The sequence below is a fragment of the Streptomyces sp. cmx-4-9 genome (assembly GCF_046548835.1).
Classification (GTDB): Bacteria; Actinomycetota; Actinomycetes; order Streptomycetales; family Streptomycetaceae; genus Streptomyces.
Window position 1 is genome coordinate 235,668 of record NZ_JAEBEE010000004.1, and the last position, 16,068, is coordinate 251,735.

The window sequence follows — 16,068 nt, forward strand, 5'->3', positions numbered from 1 at the left end:
GCGCGGCCCCCTCACCGGGTGGGGATGCCGGACCCCGGGCGGGCGCCGACCATGGAGGGACACCGTCCTGACAGGGGGGCACACGCCCGGGAGGCGTCAGTGGCGCACTCACACACCCACGCAACGGACGTCCTGGTCGCCGGCGCGGGCCCGGTCGGACTGACCGCCGCCGCGGAACTGCGCCGCCAGGGCGTGTCCTGCCGGCTCGTCGACCGGCTGCCCGCCCGCCTGCCGTTCGCCAAGGCGGTCGGCATCCAGCCCCGCACCCTCGAAGTCTGGGACCGGATGGGGCTGGTCCGCACCGCCCTGGAGGCGGCCGTCCCGATGCGCGGCCAACTCCTCTACGCCAACGGCATCGCCCAGGGCCGCTTCGAACTCGCACTGCCGCCGGAGGTCCCCTACGGCTTCGCCGCCCTGCCCCAGTACGAGACCGAGCGCATCCTGGAGGAGTTCCTGGCCCGCTTCGACACCCGCATCGAGCGCGGGACCGAGCTGGTGTCCTTCCGCCAGGACGCCGACGGCGTGACCAGCCTGCTGCGCACCCCCTCCGGCGCGGAGGAAGAGGTGCGCACCCGCTACCTGGTGGGCTGCGACGGCGCGCACAGCATCGTCCGCAAGGGGCTCGGACTCACCTTCGAGGGCGGCGCCTTCCCCGAGGAGTACATGCTCGCCGACGTGGTCGTCGACTGGGACCTGCCGGACGGCTACGGAGTGCGCTCCATGCACCGGGACGAGGACGGGCGGGTCGACGACGTCCTCGTGTGCATCCCGCTGCCCGGCCGCGGCCGCTACCGCACGTCGATGATGGTGCCCCCCGAACTCAAGGCCGCGCCCCACCCGCCCCCGGCCCCCGGGGACGGCGTCGTCCACGGGCTGCAGAGCGACCGGGCGCCCGCCCTGCCCGACGTCCAGGCCGTCCTGGACCGGCTCGCCCCGCACCCCGCCACGGCCTCCGACATCCGCTGGGCCTCGGTGTTCCGCATCAGCCACCGGATCGTGGACCACTACGGCGCCGACCGGGTCTTCGTCGCCGGGGACGCCGCGCACATCCACCCCCCGACCGGCGCCCAGGGCATGAACACCGGCATCCAGGACGCCTGGAACCTCGCCTGGAAGATCGCCCTTGCCGTCGGCGGCGAGGCCCGCCCCGGACTGCTCGCCAGCTACGACGCCGAACGCCGGCCGGTCGGCGAGGAAGTGGTGGGCCGCACCGTGCGGCACGCCGCCGAAGGGGTACAGGCCGACCCCGAGGACCCCGACACCCTGATGCTGCGCGAGGCCCAACTGCTCGTCGGCTACCGGGGCAGCCCGATCGTCGACCCGCCCGGCGAGGGCCCCGGGCCCCGTCCGGGCGACCGGGCCCCCGACTGCCGCGGCCTCACCACCCCCATCGCCGCCTACCCGCTGCGCCTGTACGACCTGCTGCGCGACCGGTCAGGCGTCCTGCTGCTGTACATCGCAGCAGACGACGCGGCACCCGGCGGCGCCGAACGGATCGCCGCCCTGGACCGGGCCGTCCGGGAGGCCTCCGGCGGCCGCGTGGACACGTGCGTCGTCCTCGCCGCCGCCGCCGACGACGAGGCCGCCGGCTCGTACCCCGCGACTCCCTACCGGGACAGCGCGGGCGAATTCGCCCTGCGCTACGCGGTGGACCGCACCACCGCCTTCCTCGTCCGCCCCGACGGCCACCTCGGGGCCCGCCTGGCCCCGCCCGACCCCGAGGCGCTGGCCGCCCACCTCGCGGCCACCTACACCCCGCAGGGGGCTCAGCGCCCCGAGCCGACCTCCCCGGCGGCCGAACGGGCCGCCTCCTGACGCCGTCGCTTGCCCAGAGGAGCGAGGGAGAGGTCCTGGGCCTGGGACTTCAGCTGCTTGAACCCGTACCCGCGCTCGGTGAGCCAGGCCTCCGCCGCCAGTTCGGCACGGGCCGTGGCATCGAGGATGTCCTCCTCCGCCTCACCTGAGTCCAGGAAGCGGAACGTGAAGAAGGGGCGCGCCGCAAGGTCGTACGAGAGGTGCCCCTCGGCGGTGAACTCGGCGCGCAGCATGTCGTGCTCGGCGGCCTCGGACAGCAGCTCGGCCCGCTGCCCGTCGGTGAGGCCGTCGAAGGAGCCGCGAACGGTGATGCGGAAGGTACGGGTACTCATCCGGGCAGCCTAAATCCCCCCTTCGTCCCCCGCACCGGGATTTCCGCCGCCCGGGCACCGCCGCAGCCCGAAGGCCGGTACCGGAAGCCCGTTTTGGAGGTGGCGGAGGAACCTCCATACGATCCGACGATGATCACAAGAAAACGGCTTGCGGCCCGGGCGTGCGGCCTGCTCGCCGCCCTGGTCGTCGGGCTCCTCCCGGCGAGCGCCACCGCCGCCGACGGGCCCACGGCGAAGGAACCCCCCAAGGTCGACCTCGTCCTGGACGTCAGCGGCTCCATGAGCGCCAACGACATCGACGGCAAGTCCCGGATGGCCGCGGCGAAGCAGGCCTTCAACGAGGTCATCGACGCGGTGCCCGACGAGGTCCGGCTCGGCATACGGACCCTGGGCGCCGACTACCCCGGCGACAACCGCGAACTCGGCTGCAAGGACACCAAACAGCTCTACCCGGTCGGGCCGTTGAACCGGACCGAGGCGAAGACCGCCGTCGCCACCCTCGCCCCCACCGGCTGGACCCCGATCGGACCGGCCCTGCTCGCCGCGGCACAGGACCTGGACGGCGGCGACGCGACCAAGCGGATCGTGCTCATCACCGACGGCGAGGACACCTGCGCCCCGCTCGACCCGTGCGAAGTCGCCCGCGAGATCGCCGCCAAGGGCATCCACCTGGTCATCGACACCCTCGGCCTGGTCCCGGACGCCAAGACGCGCGCCCAGCTCACCTGCATCGCCGAAGCCACGGGCGGCACCTACACCTCCGTACAGCACACCGCCGAACTCTCCGGCAGGGTCAGACAACTCGTCGACCGGGCTGCCGACCCCGTCGTCAACCCCGTGGCCACCGAGGGCGCGAAGGAGTGCACGAACGCCCCGCAGCTGAAGCCCGGCCTCTACAGCGACCGCGAGACCTTCGGCGAGCACCGCTGGTACCGGGTCGACGTGCGCCCCGGCCAGGAACTGCGCGCCTCCGTCAGCATCGCCGCCGACCGAGCCGTCAACAACGACTACGGCGTCCTGCTGCGCGCCACCACCGTCCACGGACGCGAGATCGTCCGCGGCTCGGAGGCGGGCGACGGGCGCACCGACGTCCTCTCGACCGGCCTGCGCTACCCGAAGGCCGACGACGGGAGCGGCTCCGCCGACCAGGGCAAGGACGGGAAGCCCACCGCGGAGACGGTGTGCCTCCAGGTCAGCAACTCCTTCTCCGCACCCGCGTCCGTCAAGACCGCCCCGGGCATGCCGCTCGAACTGTCCGTCCAGCTCGTGGACGCCCCCGACGAGGCCTCGGACGCCGCCGCGTTCGGCCTCGGGCGGGGCTGGTGGCTGCTGGCGGTCCTCGCACTCGCCGGGCTCGTCGCCGGGCTGCTGTGGGGCTGGATCTCCCGCTGGCGCGTCTCCGTCTGGAGGACCAACTGATGCATGCCGTACGCGTACTGACCGCCGCGCTGCTGTCCGCGGCCGCCGCCCTGACGGTGGCCGGAGCCACGGCCGGCGCGGCGGTCGCGGACACCCCCTCCGCGAGTCCCGGCACCGGCTCCGCCTCGGACAGCGGCACGCAGGGCGCCGCTCCCACCGAGGCGGGCACCAGCTTCCGCACCGCCACCGCGCTGCGCCCCGGACAGCGGGCCACCGCGGGGGCGTCCGCGGGCGACTACCTGTACTGGGTGCTGCCCGTCGACGCCCGGCAGCGCCTCACCGTGAAGGCGACGGTCACCCTGCCGGAAACCGCCGCCCGGCACGGTGCTTCCACCTGGCAGGTGGAGGTCTACGACGGACTGCGCCGCCGCCAGGCGTGCACCTACGGCGCGCAGGCCCGGTCAGCCGCCAAGGAAGCACCCTCGGTGGACCTGTCCTGCACCCTGCGCACGGTCCGGTCCAGCGCCGAGCCCTGGTCCGACGACCCGCTGCCGGGCAGCTACTACGTCCGCCTGACGGTCCTCGACCTGCCGGAGGAGGACCAGGGCCTGCCGGTGCGCGCGGCCCTCGAAGCCACGGCGGCCGAGGCCGGCGGGGCCTACGCGGTGGACGGATCCCTGTCCGAGCCGCTCGTCCCGGCCACGGTGACGGGGCCGCTCAGTGCCCCGGAGGACGGCTGGTCCGGCGGCTGGTGGTCCGACCGCTGGCTGTGGACGGCCGCCGGCGGGGTCCTCGCCGCCCTCGCCGGCATTTTCGGCCACTCCCTGACCCGCGGCGCCGGCCGGCCCTCCCGGGTCCCGCCCGCCGCCTGACGGCCGTACGGCAGACGCCCTGTGGCGGACGGCCGCGGCCCGGGACCCCCCGTCCCGGGCCGCGGCCGTCGGCGCCGCTCGCGCGACGACCCGGCGGAACCGACCGGGGCCGACCGGAGCCGACCGGGGCCGACCGGGGCCCGGTCCTCGAAGGGTTCCGGCCCGGCCGGGAAACCGTGGAAAGCCGCTGCTCGGAGGTGTGCCGGAGCGCAGTTGCGGGCAGCCGCGCCCCATGAAGCCCCAGCACCCCGCCAAGAAGAACTCGGACGGTCAGGTCGGCCGTTTCGAGAGACTCGCCGAGTACGCCTCCAACTTCACCAGCTCCGCGCCCTTCGCACTGCTCTGCGTCCTCCTGGTGGCCGGATTCATCGCCGTCCACCTCGCCCACCTGTCGATGGAGTGGCAGCACGTGGCGGGCGACGCGATGGCTGCGGTCTCGCTGCTCCTGCTGGCCCTGCTGAAGAACTCCGAGCGGCGCGCCGAGCACGCCGTCCAGCGCAAGCTCGACGCCATCGCGGGCGCGCTCCTGGAGCAGATGCCGGCGGCCCAGGAGCCTGGCCCGGCCCAGCAGGCGCTGCGGAAGGCCATCCGCATGGAGGAGCGGCAGTAGCCGCCGCCCGGCGGCCCACGGTGACGCGCACCGCCGGTGACGCGCACCGCCGGTGACGCGCACCGCCGGTGACGCGCACCGCCGGTGACGCGCACCGCCGGTGACGCGCACCGCCGGTGACGCGCACCGCGCACCGCCGGCCTAGCCCAGGCGGCTGATCCGGGCGCCGAAGGAGGGCTCGGACAGTTCGGTTCCCACCGCCACGGGGACGCTCTTCGCCCCCTCGCCGTCGCCGGCCGTCAGTACGCCGACCTCCGTACCGGCCTTCGCGGAGTGCGGAGCCGCCGAGGCACCCGGCTTCAAGGTGAGCGTCAGCTGCTGGCCCGGCACCCCGATCACGTTCAGGTCCCTCGCGGCCACCAGCGGGGTGCGGCCGCCCAGTCCGTCGTCCACATGGCCGACCGTCTGGCCCTTGCGCACCACCGGGGCCGAGGTGAGGGCCTGCCGCACTGCCTCGATGATCTTCTTGCTGTTGGCCTTCACGAGGAGGAGGCTGTTCTCCCCGTTGAGGTCGGGGCCGTCCGCGTGCTGGTCCATGAGGGTGCCCAGGATCAGCGGGGTCTCGTCGCCGACCGACTTGTACGCCGCCCACATGAGGGCCCCGCCCGCGGGTGTGCTCGACCCGGTCTTGATCCCGCGGATGCTGAGTCCGTTGACGGTGAGCAGGTCGTTGTTGTTGATGAGGGCCTTGGACAGCCCCTTGATGTCGGCGCTGGGCAGCGCGACCACGGCGCGGAACGCCTCGTCCTTCATCACGGCCTCGGCCAGCTTCAGCTGGTCGTCGGCCGTGCTGACGGTCCCCGCGTCCAGACCGCTGGGGTCCGTGTACGTCGTGGCATGCATCCCGAGTTCGGCGGCCGCGGCGTTCATCTTCGCGACGAAGGCGGCCTCCGAGTCGGTCCCGGAGTCCCAACGCGCCAGCAGCCGGGCGACGTTGTTGCCCGAGGGGATCATGAGCATCTTCAGCATGTCCTGCTGGCTGAACTTCGTCCCCGCAACCAGGCCCTCGACGCGGGACTCGTGCTCGGCGTTGCCGTCGGCCACCGTCTTCGCGTCGACCTCGATCTGCGGACCGGCCTCGTTCTTGCGGAGCGGATGCCCCTTGAGGATCACGTACGCCGTCATGACCTTGGCGACGCTCGCCGTCGGGACGGGCTTCTGCTCGCCGAAGGTGCCGATGGTGCCGGAGCCGGGGACGCGGACGGCGCCCTGGCCCTCGCCGGGCCACGGCACGGAGAACTGCCCGTCGAGGGTGTGCGTCTGCTCGGCCGCGACGAGCTGCGGGGCGGGCAGCGGGCGCAGCAGCTGCGCGCCGGTGACCCCGCCGGCGAGGAGCAGCAGGAGCGGGGCCCAGATCTTCACCCGGCGGACCGCGGTGCGCCGCGGGGTCTCCGGCGGGGGAGCGGTGTTGGTGAGCTCGGCCAGCAGCTCCAGCGGAGGCAGCGGGGCCTCGCGGGTGCGCTCGACGACGCTTGCACGGGCCGGTGCGGGTGCCGGAGCGGTGGCCGGGGTGCGGGCCGGGGTCGGGGTCGGGCCCGGGCTCGGGGCAGCGGGGTCGGGCGTGGCCCGCGGGGTCTTCCCCGCCGGTGCGTCCAGCTCCTTTAGGGCCACGAAGGTGCTGGTCCGCTCGGCGTCGCCGGCGCCGCCCCGAGCCCAGGACGGCACCCGCCGGACCCCCCCACCCACCGACGCGGAACCCGCACCCCCGACCGGCTGAGCCGAGTCCGTGCCTCGGTCCGCGATGGCGGCGTCACCGGCGCCGGCGCCGGGCTCGGGGTCGGGGTCGGCTTCGGGCTGGGGGTTGGGCTCGGGGTCGGCCTCGGAGGCGGCGTCCCTACCGTCTCCGTCGGCCTCGCGCTCGGCGTCGGACTTGGTGTCGGTGTCGGTGTCGGTGCCGGCGTCGGTGTGGGGCTCGGGGTCCGTACGGGGATCCCGCTCCGCGTCGGGGTCGGGGTCCGTGTGGGGCTTCTGCTCGGCGTCGGCGTCGGCTTCGGCGTCGGCATCGGGGTCGGGCTCGGGGTCGGGGTCGGCGTCGGCTTCGGGGTCGGGGTCGGGGTCGGGCTGCGGGTCGGGGTCGACGTCGGCTTCGGGCTGGGGGTTGGCCTCGGCGTCGGTGTCGGCTTCGGATGCGGTGTCCCCACCGTCTCCGTCGGCCTCGCGCTCGGCGTCGGATTTGGTGTCGGTGCCAGTGTCGGGGTCGGGTTCGGGGTCCGTGTGGGGCTTCTGCTTCGCGTCGGGGTCGGCTTGTGCGGCTTCCTGCGAGTCCGGCCCGCTGTCGCGGCCGGGCGCGTCCTCGGCTTCGGGATGCGGCTCCGTTACCGGCTCGGCCGCGGGCCCGACTTCGTCCTCGTCCTCGTCCTCGTCCTCAGCTTCGCCCCCGGCGGCGGTGACTTCCTCGGGTCCCTCCTCAGCAGGCTCGTCCTCGGCGGAGGAGGCAGCGCGGGTCCCGGCGTCCGTCTCCTCGAGGTCGTCCTCCTGCCCCGGTGCGTCCTCGCAGGCGTTCCCGGCCGGGGTTCCGGTCGTCTCGGCGGTCTCTGCGGCCTGCGGGACGCCCGGACCGCCGGGATCGGCGGCCGTGTCCTGCGCACCGGTTTCCGTTGCCGGAACCTCGGTTCCTTCCGTCTCCGCCGACTCTGCCGTCTCCGGAGATTCCGGGGTGTCCGGGGAACCGCCCGCCACCGCTACCGCCTTCATGCCTGCCCCGCCTTGCCGCTCACCCCCGGCAGCCGCCGCACCACCGCTTGTCGCGGTGGCCGGTGCGCCGCCGGTTCTTGCCGATACCGTCGGGCGGGGCCCCCGCAGGAGCCCCGCCGACCGGCTAGATGTGCACCGCGCCCCGTCCGTTCCCGGCGCCGGGTCTTGTGACCGTTCGGTCATACTCCGGCCGCGGACGGGACGGCCCGCTCCTACGGCGCGTACGCCTCCAGCTCGGACAGCTGGCCCGCGGGCCAGCCGGTGTTGGCGGTGAAGGCCAGCCGCAGGTACCGGGCCGTCACCGAGGTCAGCGGTACGGCCACGGTGTTGCCGCCCTCGGTGAAGACGTATGTGGCGGAGGGCTTCAGGGTCGTCCAGGAGCTACCGTCACCGGAGCCCAGCACCGCCAGGGTCTGCGTCCGGGTGCCCCACCCGGTGGGGAGTTTCAGTACCAGGCGGCCGAGGGCCCGATCGGCGCCGAGGTCGACGGTCACGGACTGCGGGAAGGAGCCGTTGGGGCTCTCCCAGTACGTGCCGGCGTTGCCGTCGGCGATGTTCGCGGCGACGTAGCCCTGGCTGTGGCCGGTGTCGGACGCGGAGCGGCCCAGGGCCAGGTTGGTTCCGGCCGGAGGCGTGGTCGGGGTGCCGTCGGCGGCGTAGACCTCGAACTCCGCGACCTGCCCGGCCGCCCACCCGGTGTTCCCGGTGATCTGCAGGCGTACGTAGCGGGCCGGAGCGGGGGCGAAGGACAGGGTCGCCGTGTTGCCGCTCGCGGGGTTGAAGGTGACGCCCGCCGAGCCCTTCAGCGTGGACCAGGTGCTGTTGTCGGTGGAGCCGAGGACGGAGAGCGTCTCGGTCCGGGTGGCCCAGTCCGCGGACGGCGGCAGCTTGAGCGTGACCCTGCCGACGGACTTGGCTTCACCGAGGTCGACGGTCAGGGTCTGCGGGAAGGCGTTGCCGTTGCTCTCCCAGTAGGTGGACGCGTTGCCGTCGACGGCGTTCGCGGCTCCGTACGAGGCGACCGAGGAGGAGCCGGAGGCGGGGCGGCCCTGGGCCAGGTTGCCGTTCGGCGGGGTGGTGGGCGGAGTCGTCGGGGGAGTGGTGGGTGGTGTGGTGGGAGGCGTGGTCGGGGGAGTGGTGGGCGGCGTGGTGCCACCGCCGGAGGGCACGCCGCCGTTGGTCCATACGGGCGCAGGCCAGACACCGGAGCAGGTCTGACCCGTGTTCCAGCCGGAGTTGCCGCCACCGTCGGTGATCTGGAGCCCGGCGCCGATGCAGTTGTGGACCGGCGTCGCGGCCTGCGCGATGTGCTTCGCCGTGACACGGGTGAACTTCATCGCGATGTTCGCCTGGGCCTGGACGGCGTAGGTGCCCGCGCCGTCGATGGTGATGTCCGTGAAGTTCACTCCGCTGATGGAGCCCTCGATCGAGTGGATCGCCGCGTAGGAGGAGTCCAGGACCTCGCTGTCCGAGATGTTGATCGTCGCGCCCTGCACCGGTTCGTTCAGGCCGGAGAACCAGATCGCGCCGACGCCGAAGTTCCAGTTGAAGTCGCTGTTGCCGGCCCGGATCAGGGTGTTGCGTGCGGCGGTGATGGTGCCCGCCACGGCGGTGCCCTTACCGGAGTTGACCCCGGGGTAGCGGTTGGCGATGTGCAGGCCGCCGCCGTTGCTGACCGTGTCGGACATGACGTTGTCCGAGATCGTGAAGTCCTTGCCGCCGTAGGTGACGATGTTGTTGGCCAGGATCGGCAGGACCACGGTGTTGTGGTCGAAGCTGATGTTCACGTTCGGCTTGTCCTGGGGCCAGGAGGCCAGACCGTCGTCACCCGCATTGCGTACGAAGGTGTTGGTGACGCGGGAGTTCGTGACACCGGTGTGGAAGTTCACGCCGTCCGCCGTCATGTCGAGGAAGCGGCTGTTCTTGATGGTGAAGCGGTCCATGGGGCCGTCCATCCAGGCGGCCACCTTCACGTGCTGGATCCACAAGTTGTCCACGGTGGAGTCGGACATGGCGCCGCCGATGGCGTTGACCTGGTCGTCGTCGATCCGCTCACGGATGTCGCCGATGATCGCGAAGTCCTTCAGCGTGACGTTCCTGCTCGGCCCGTTGGCCTCGTGCGGCCGTACGGGGCCGGTGTAGCCGCCGCCGGGAACGTACTTGCCGTAGAACCCGGCAGCGCGGTTGCGGTTCACCGGGTCGCGGCCGCCGAACACGGTGTACCAGGGGCCCGCACCCTGGACCGTCACGCCGTCGACCACAACGTGGTCGTCGAGGGTGTAAGTGCCCGGCGGGACGAACACGGTCCGCCCTTGTGCCCGGCCGGCGTCGACCGCCGCCTGCATCCTGGCCGTGGAGTCGGTGGCTCCGGTGGCGTCGGCGCCGAAGTCCGCGACGGCGTCCAGCGCCCCGGCCGGCTTGCCGGCGGCCGGGGCGACCAGCTCGAAGTCGGCGAGGTCGATGGTGAAGGAGGGGGACTGGGCCGTGGAGGCCACCTGCACCCGGATCTTGGCGCCCGCCGGGTACGTGGCACCCAGCAGGGTGCGGGCCTCGTCGTAGAAGTGGTGCGGGTTGGTGTCGCCGGGGTTGTTGTTGAAGGGGTATCCGCCGTAGTACCAGCTGTACTTGGAGGTGACCGGCAGGCTTCGGACGGACTGGCCGTCGACCCGGACGTCCAGGGCGGCGTCGCGGCCCTTGCCGTCGCCGGTGTCCGGAAGGCTGTAGCGCAGGGACATCGCGTTGGCGGGCTTGGTGAGGGTGAACTCGACGTACTGGCCGACGGCGTTGAGCGTCACGGCCTGGCGGCCCGAAGCCTCCGAGGGAAGGTGCCCGTAGTACCGGTCGGGGCCGATGAGGGCGCCGTTGGTCTGGGCGTACTCCGCCTCCAGTTCGGTGAAGGGCACGGCGGCGCCCCTCCCCGGTATGCCGACGGGGGAGGGCGCCGGCACGCCTGCGGCGTGCGCGGCCGGGGCATTGCCGAGGGTCAGCGCCGTCAGGGCGGCGGTGGCGGTCAGCGACAGGGCGAGGAAGAAGGCGGCGCCCCGCCGCCGTATCCGGTGGATGTGGTCAGGTCTCGGGGCATGACTGGGCGGCAGCTGGTTCACGGGGCACGCACGTCCTTGCGGCTCGATCGGCGGAGAGGTGCTCGGCTCAACGCAGGAGGCTACGACTCCGACAGCAGGAAGTCTATGAACGGACGCAAGAAAGCGACGCTGGCGTGCAATAAACCTCACGCCGGCGACGGTTTGGCGAGGTGCCACCCGCTCAGGCAGCACAGGAGCAGCCCGCAGGCCCGCGTCGGCGGTCCGGGCGCTACGTGCGCGCAGATAGGGGGCGGGCCGGGGCGCGCTGGGCGTACGACCGGCTCAGTTGTGGTCGTGCCAGATGAACGAGCTGATGCGCCAGCCTTGCGTGGTGCGCACGAAGTGGATGGCCTTGGCGCCGCCGCCCTCGAACGGCTCGCCGTCCAGGATTCCGGACTTGCGGTACCGGCCGAACCGCGCGGCGATGTCCCCCGCGATCTCCGTCCGTTCGGAGATCTCCCACTCGCTGAACTCGACCAACCGGCCGCCGGAGAGAAGCTGTTCGCGGGGCTCGATGAACTCCTCGACGGAGTAGGCCGTGATGTCGGGCCCGGTCTTGACGATCAGGGCGCCGGGCAGCAGGAGGCGGCGAATCCGGGCCACGTCGGCCCGGCGGCCGCCCCGGTTGTCGAAGGCGCCGTAGAACTCGGCGGTCAGCCCGTCTATCTCGGTCTTGGACATGGCGTGACCGTAACACCGGCGGGTTCACGGGGTGTTGTGGGGTTGCCGGACGGGGGGCGCAGCCTGCCAGGTCGGCGTCCGTGTCGATGACGTACCCCGTCAGGGGGCTGCCGCTGGGGGCGTGCGTTGTCGAAGCAGTGCAGCCGGAAGTCCGCGGACTCCTGTGCCGGGTCGGCGCGGACGAGCGCGAGTCGGCTGCCCTGCGGTGCCGCCGCCACGGCCGCCCGGGTCGGCGCCGCAGGCGTCATGGCCACCCAGGCGGGGACGGGGGGTACCGGCCCGGTGGTTGCCGCCGCGGGCGGAGCGGACCGGGACGCGGTCGCCGTCACGGACGGCTCCGGGGCCCCGGTGATCCGATCGCAGGCGCGGCCGGGGGCAGTGGGGCTGAAGTGGCCGCGGGAGACGGGTCGGGCGCGCCCGCGATCCCGGTCGGGGCCAGGGGTGCCCACAGGGTCGCAGCCGTGGCGGCAGCGGCGACGCCGGGTTCGGTGTCCGGCGCCTGCGGGCATGACCGGCCCCCTCGGGGTCGGCTGAGCCGGAACCCGGCACGCGCCGGATGCGGACGCGACGCGGGTGCGGCATCGGGGCGGCGACGGTTCGGCCACGGCCCGCCGCGGAGGCCGCCGGCCCCCGCCGTGGGGCGCCCGATCCGCGGCCGTCGACCGTCTACGGTCGGTCCGCCGACGGCGCGTCCATGGCGCCTTCCGGGGCTTCGGCCAATCGGTTGGCTCTCGGCCGTGCCCGGCCGGGCGGCGGGACACCGCGGTCTGTCCTCTCTAGCTTCTGGGGTGCCCGCTTCCCTCTCGAAAGGTGGACTCATGCGTCCCGTGCGCTCTGTGCTCTCCGTCCTCGCCGCCGGTGCCATCGTCTTCGGCGGTGCGTCCGCGGCCAGTGCCGACGTCACGGTCACCGGCCCGGCGGAGAACTCCTTCACGATCGTCTTCGGCGACTGGTACCAGTTCGCGGCCGACGACGTGTTCAACGCAGGGCACGACAACACCGTCGGCTCGAACAACTGACCCACCGGGCCGGGTCCGGCCCTGCGCGTCAACCGCGCGGGGTCCGGGCCCCGCCCTCCCGTTGCGCCGCACGGGCGGCGCAAGACCGCCGGTCCGGCGTCCGCATGACGGACATCGTCCGCCGGTGTCCTACCGGCGCCCTATCCTTGATCATGTGAGCCCCACCCCTGACCCCTCCGCCCCCGAGCGCACCCTCTCCGAGATCAACGCCGACATCCGCGGACTCTTCGCCCGCGCCGGCGGCCGCCTGACCGACGCCGAGCGCGTCCGCCACGCCGGCCTGCTGCTGGAATGGGCCGCCGCCATAAGGGCGTCGGTCGTACCCGCCGCCTGAACGAGGCCGCCGGGAACGCCGTCGGTCCGCCGACGCGCCGTCCCCGCAGCCGTGCCGGACCGATGAATCCGGGCTCCGGCGGCAGTCTTCTCCTACGAGCACCCGCGCCGGCCTCCCGCCGGCGCGTCCGCACGCACGAGAAGGTGGCCCATGAGCGAGTTGCACCGCCTCCTTGAAGCCCGCGTCGCCGACGGGACGCTGCCCGGCGCGGTCGCGCTGGTGGCCCGCGGCGACCAGGTCGAATTCGCCGCCGTCGGCTCGGTGGACACGGCCGGCACCGCGCCGATGGCCCGGGACTCCCTCTTCCGGGTCGCCTCGCTCACCAAACCGGTGACCGCCGCGGCCGCCATGCTGCTGATCGAGGACGGACTGCTCGCCCTCGACGCACCGGTGGCGCGCTGGCTGCCCGAACTCGCCGCGCCGATGGTCGTCCGTACGCCATCGTCACCCGTCGACGACGTGGTCCCCGCCGACCGGCCCCTCACCGTCGCCGACCTGCTGACCTTCCGCGCGGGTTGGGGTTTCCCCGCCGACTTCTCGCTGCCCGCGGTGCAGCTCCTGTTCAGCGAACTCGGGCAGGGGTCCCCGCAGCCCCGCCACGTCGCCGCACCGGACGCCTGGACCGCGGCCCTGGCCCGCATCCCGCTGCTCCACCAACCGGGCCGGGCCTGGCTGTACAACACCTGCTCGGACATCCTCGGGGTACTCCTCGCCCGCGCTGCGGGCCGGCCGCTGCCGGAACTCCTGGCCGAGCGGGTCTTCGAGCCGCTGGGGATGCGGGACACCGCCTTCGCCGTCCCCCGGGACCGGCTCCACCGGTTCACCAGCTCCTACCGGGCCGCCTCCGACGGCGCGGCCCCCGTACTCGTCGACGCGCCCGACGGACAGTGGAGCGCCCTGCCGGCCTTCCCTTCGGGAGCGGGCGGCCTGGTGTCCACCGTCGACGACCTCCACGCCTTCCACCGCATGCTGCTCGCCGAAGGCGCCCACCCCGGCGGGCGGCTCCTCGAAGCGGACTCCGTACGGCAGATGACCACCGACCACCTCAGCCCCGGCCAGCGCGCGGAGGGCGCGCTCTTCCTCGACGGCCAGGGCTGGGGCTACGGCGGCTCCGTCGACGTGGCGCGCCGCGACCCGTGGAACGTGCCGGGCCGCTACGGCTGGATCGGCGGCACCGGGACGGCCGCCCACGCGGTCCCCGCCACGGCCGCCGTGACCGTCCTGCTCACGCAGCGCGAACTGAGCGGTCCGGTCGCCCCCGCGTACATGCGGGAGTTCTGGACCCACGCCGCCCGCACCTAGTGCTGTGACCGGAAGGGTTCATCGGGTCGCGGCGCCCGGCACGGCACCTCGCGGCGTTGTCGGACCACGCAAGTACGTCCAGTACGAGACGTGGCCCTCCGCCTTGCGATGCACCGCACCGGACACCGCGACCCGGCACACGTTTCCGGTCACCGCACTAGCCGGATGCAGGACGAAGCGGGGCTGTTCGGGTGAAGCAGCGCAACCCGCGGGCACCTTCCGCGTTGATCAAGGCGCTCACCACCATGCACTCGTGCACACAGGAAGACTTAACAATGATCAAGAAGATGATGGCCACCGCTGCCGCCACCGCCTCCCTCATCGGCGCGGGCGCCGCCGTGGCCGCCCCGGCCATGGCGATCGGCAACGACAACGGCATCAACACCGTCAACGGCAACGGCGCCCAGCAGATCTACGGCAACCAGAAGACCGAGGGCAACCTGAGCCCCCAGCTCGGCCTGGTCCAGGGCACCCTGAACAAGCCCTGCATCGGCCTGCCGGCCAAGGTCAACGCGCAGTCCCTGGTGGCGCTGCTCAACATCGGTGTCCAGGACATCAACGTCCTGTCCAACCCGCAGAACCAGCAGTGCACCGAGAACTCCACCCAGGCCAAGGGCGACGAGCCGCTCTCCCACATCCTGGACAACATCCCGGTCCTCTCGGGCAACCTGTCGGCCGGCAGCTGACGCAGTCCCCTCTGCGAGCCGGGGCCTCCGACGCCTGCGCGAGTGCCCACGGGGCCCCGGCTTGTTCCACCCGGATCCGCGGATCCGCACCCTCCGCAGGCACGCGCCGGCCGCCAGGCCGCCACGGCGGGGCACCGCACCGCAGCTCACAGAGCCTTCCACCCGGCAGCCGGGCGGGAGGCTCTGCGGCGTTACGAGAGGACTTCGCGGGCGGGCCCCGCGCAGAGCCGACTCCGTGACTTTTGACCGCCGCACTGCCCGTCGAGCGCGCGGGTTCTTGCACGGCCGGAGCGGGCGCATCTAGCGTCGGGGCATGAGCACCGAGCCGCAGCGTTTCGAGATCCTGTTGGTAGCCGAGCACGCCAAGAACCGGAGCGGCGCCCCGCAGGCCGACCACCCCCTGCGGTCGGCCGTCGTCGAGGCGACCGGCAGGACCGGCGCCTCCGGGTACCCCCGCTACGCCGGGCAGGGCATGGAGGCCGACATCGACCCCGCCACCCGCACCGTCGAGGCACTCCTCGTCGACGGGTCGGAACTGGACCCCGGCCTCACGGCCCTGATCGCCCCCGGCCCCACCGCGTAACCGCATGTCCGGGCGGACCCAACCGAAGGAGGAGCACCCGATGACCGGCCTGAACCTCGACGCGCAGACCGCGCTGGTCCTGATCGACCTGCAGAAGGGGATCCTCGGGCTGCCGGTCTCCCGGCCCGCCGACGAGGTCCTGCGCCGCGGCATCCGCCTCGCGGAGGCCTTCCGGGCCAGGAAGCTGCCCGTCGTCCTCGTCCGGGTGGCCTGGTCCGCCGACGGCGGAGACCTGCCCGTCGCGGCCGCCGACCGTCCCGGCCCGGCCGCGGCGCCGCCCGCCGCCTTCTCCGCGTTCCCGGCCGAACTTCCCGCCGACGGCGACATCATCGTCACCAAACGCCACTGGGGCGCCTTCACCGGGACCGAACTCGACCTGCAACTGCGCCGCCGGGGAGTCCACCGCATCGTCCTCGCCGGCATCTCCACCAGCGCCGGTGTGGAGTCCACCGCCCGGACGGCCTGGGAGCACAGCTACGAGCTGGTCTTCGCCGAGGACGCCACCGCCGACACGGACGCCGACTCGCACGCCCACACCTTCGGGAAGATCTTCCCGCGGCTCGGCCGGGTCAGCAGCACCGACGAGATCATCACCGCCCTCGGCGCCCCCGCAGCCTGAGCCCCGACCGCGCACGCAGACGACGCGCCGGCCCGGTCCCCCTCCGCGGAGGGGGACCGGGCCGGCTTCCGCAGGGCCG

General features: G+C 73.4%; 14 protein-coding genes and 1 pseudogene. 10 read left to right on the plus strand and 5 right to left on the minus strand.

Going from position 1 to position 16,068, the window contains the following annotated elements:
• Window positions 1–51: 51 nt before the first annotated feature.
• Window positions 52–1,815 (plus strand): FAD-dependent monooxygenase, encoded by a 1,764-nt coding sequence (locus ACLJTM_RS14770; protein ID WP_411104002.1) that lies wholly within the window; start codon window positions 52–54, stop codon window positions 1,813–1,815.
• Here the strand turns inward: ACLJTM_RS14770 and ACLJTM_RS14775 are convergent.
• On the minus strand, window positions 1,767–2,147 hold the full coding sequence (locus tag ACLJTM_RS14775; RefSeq protein WP_411104003.1) for a DUF6204 family protein: 381 nt from the start codon (window positions 2,145–2,147) through the stop codon (window positions 1,767–1,769). The two genes, ACLJTM_RS14770 and ACLJTM_RS14775, sit on opposite strands and share 49 nt — an antisense overlap.
• Before the next feature lie 129 nt (window positions 2,148–2,276).
• Here ACLJTM_RS14775 and ACLJTM_RS14780 point away from each other — a divergent pair, with 129 nt between their 5' ends.
• From ACLJTM_RS14780 to ACLJTM_RS14790, 3 genes are all read left to right on the plus strand, one after another.
• Entirely contained in the window at window positions 2,277–3,566 is a 1,290-nt protein-coding gene (locus tag ACLJTM_RS14780; RefSeq protein ID WP_411104004.1) for a VWA domain-containing protein, read from the plus strand.
• Window positions 3,566–4,378, plus strand: coding sequence for a hypothetical protein (locus tag ACLJTM_RS14785; RefSeq protein ID WP_411104005.1), 813 nt, complete (start codon window positions 3,566–3,568; stop codon window positions 4,376–4,378). Before ACLJTM_RS14780 ends, ACLJTM_RS14785 begins: the two co-directional genes overlap by 1 nt.
• A gap of 232 nt (window positions 4,379–4,610) precedes the next feature.
• Window positions 4,611–4,988, plus strand: coding sequence for a low affinity iron permease family protein (locus ACLJTM_RS14790; RefSeq protein WP_411104006.1), 378 nt, complete (start codon window positions 4,611–4,613; stop codon window positions 4,986–4,988).
• A gap of 141 nt (window positions 4,989–5,129) precedes the next feature.
• Here the strand turns inward: ACLJTM_RS14790 and ACLJTM_RS14795 are convergent, their stop codons facing one another.
• From ACLJTM_RS14795 to ACLJTM_RS14810, 4 genes and pseudogenes are all read right to left on the minus strand, one after another.
• Window positions 5,130–7,682 (minus strand): D-alanyl-D-alanine carboxypeptidase, encoded by a 2,553-nt coding sequence (locus ACLJTM_RS14795; protein ID WP_411104007.1) that lies wholly within the window; start codon window positions 7,680–7,682, stop codon window positions 5,130–5,132.
• 212 nt (window positions 7,683–7,894) lie between these two features.
• Entirely contained in the window at window positions 7,895–8,296 is a 402-nt protein-coding gene (locus tag ACLJTM_RS14800; protein ID WP_411104316.1) for a discoidin domain-containing protein, read from the minus strand.
• A 36-nt stretch (window positions 8,297–8,332) separates the two neighbouring features.
• Window positions 8,333–10,735 (minus strand): annotated as a pseudogene (locus ACLJTM_RS14805) (discoidin domain-containing protein); the annotation flags it as partial.
• Window positions 10,736–11,047: 312 nt separating this feature from the next.
• Entirely contained in the window at window positions 11,048–11,446 is a 399-nt protein-coding gene (locus ACLJTM_RS14810) for a DUF4440 domain-containing protein (RefSeq protein ID WP_411104008.1), read from the minus strand.
• Window positions 11,447–12,264: 818 nt separating this feature from the next.
• On the opposite strand from ACLJTM_RS14810, the gene ACLJTM_RS14815 reads away from it, so the two are divergent.
• From ACLJTM_RS14815 to ACLJTM_RS14840, 6 genes are all read left to right on the plus strand, one after another.
• On the plus strand, window positions 12,265–12,465 hold the full coding sequence (locus ACLJTM_RS14815) for a chaplin (RefSeq protein WP_411104009.1): 201 nt from the start codon (window positions 12,265–12,267) through the stop codon (window positions 12,463–12,465).
• A 154-nt stretch (window positions 12,466–12,619) separates the two neighbouring features.
• Entirely contained in the window at window positions 12,620–12,799 is a 180-nt protein-coding gene (locus tag ACLJTM_RS14820; RefSeq protein WP_411104010.1) for a hypothetical protein, read from the plus strand.
• A gap of 150 nt (window positions 12,800–12,949) precedes the next feature.
• Entirely contained in the window at window positions 12,950–14,101 is a 1,152-nt protein-coding gene (locus tag ACLJTM_RS14825) for a serine hydrolase domain-containing protein (RefSeq protein WP_411104011.1), read from the plus strand.
• A 275-nt stretch (window positions 14,102–14,376) separates the two neighbouring features.
• Complete coding sequence (locus ACLJTM_RS14830) at window positions 14,377–14,787, plus strand: rodlin (RefSeq protein ID WP_411104012.1); 411 nt, start codon at window positions 14,377–14,379, stop codon at window positions 14,785–14,787.
• 313 nt (window positions 14,788–15,100) lie between these two features.
• Window positions 15,101–15,370, plus strand: coding sequence for a hypothetical protein (locus ACLJTM_RS14835; protein ID WP_411104013.1), 270 nt, complete (start codon window positions 15,101–15,103; stop codon window positions 15,368–15,370).
• Between the two features lie 40 nt (window positions 15,371–15,410).
• A complete protein-coding gene (locus ACLJTM_RS14840) occupies window positions 15,411–15,989 on the plus strand; it encodes a hydrolase (RefSeq protein WP_411104014.1) in 579 nt (192 codons plus the stop codon).
• Window positions 15,990–16,068 lie beyond the last annotated feature (79 nt).

Bases quoted from the DNA above. Each gene is read 5' to 3' on its own strand.
- ACLJTM_RS14770 (WP_411104002.1), top strand. From the start codon at position 52: ATGGAGGGACACCGTCCTGACAGGGGGGCACACGCCCGGGAGGCGTCA.
- ACLJTM_RS14775 (WP_411104003.1), bottom strand. From the start codon at position 2,147: ATGAGTACCCGTACCTTCCGCATCACCGTTCGCGGCTCCTTCGACGGC.
- ACLJTM_RS14780 (WP_411104004.1), top strand. From the start codon at position 2,277: ATGATCACAAGAAAACGGCTTGCGGCCCGGGCGTGCGGCCTGCTCGCC.
- ACLJTM_RS14785 (WP_411104005.1), top strand. From the start codon at position 3,566: ATGCATGCCGTACGCGTACTGACCGCCGCGCTGCTGTCCGCGGCCGCC.
- ACLJTM_RS14790 (WP_411104006.1), top strand. From the start codon at position 4,611: ATGAAGCCCCAGCACCCCGCCAAGAAGAACTCGGACGGTCAGGTCGGC.
- ACLJTM_RS14795 (WP_411104007.1), bottom strand. From the start codon at position 7,682: ATGAAGGCGGTAGCGGTGGCGGGCGGTTCCCCGGACACCCCGGAATCT.
- ACLJTM_RS14810 (WP_411104008.1), bottom strand. From the start codon at position 11,446: ATGTCCAAGACCGAGATAGACGGGCTGACCGCCGAGTTCTACGGCGCC.
- ACLJTM_RS14815 (WP_411104009.1), top strand. From the start codon at position 12,265: ATGCGTCCCGTGCGCTCTGTGCTCTCCGTCCTCGCCGCCGGTGCCATC.
- ACLJTM_RS14825 (WP_411104011.1), top strand. From the start codon at position 12,950: ATGAGCGAGTTGCACCGCCTCCTTGAAGCCCGCGTCGCCGACGGGACG.
- ACLJTM_RS14830 (WP_411104012.1), top strand. From the start codon at position 14,377: ATGATCAAGAAGATGATGGCCACCGCTGCCGCCACCGCCTCCCTCATC.
- ACLJTM_RS14835 (WP_411104013.1), top strand. From the start codon at position 15,101: ATGAGCACCGAGCCGCAGCGTTTCGAGATCCTGTTGGTAGCCGAGCAC.
- ACLJTM_RS14840 (WP_411104014.1), top strand. From the start codon at position 15,411: ATGACCGGCCTGAACCTCGACGCGCAGACCGCGCTGGTCCTGATCGAC.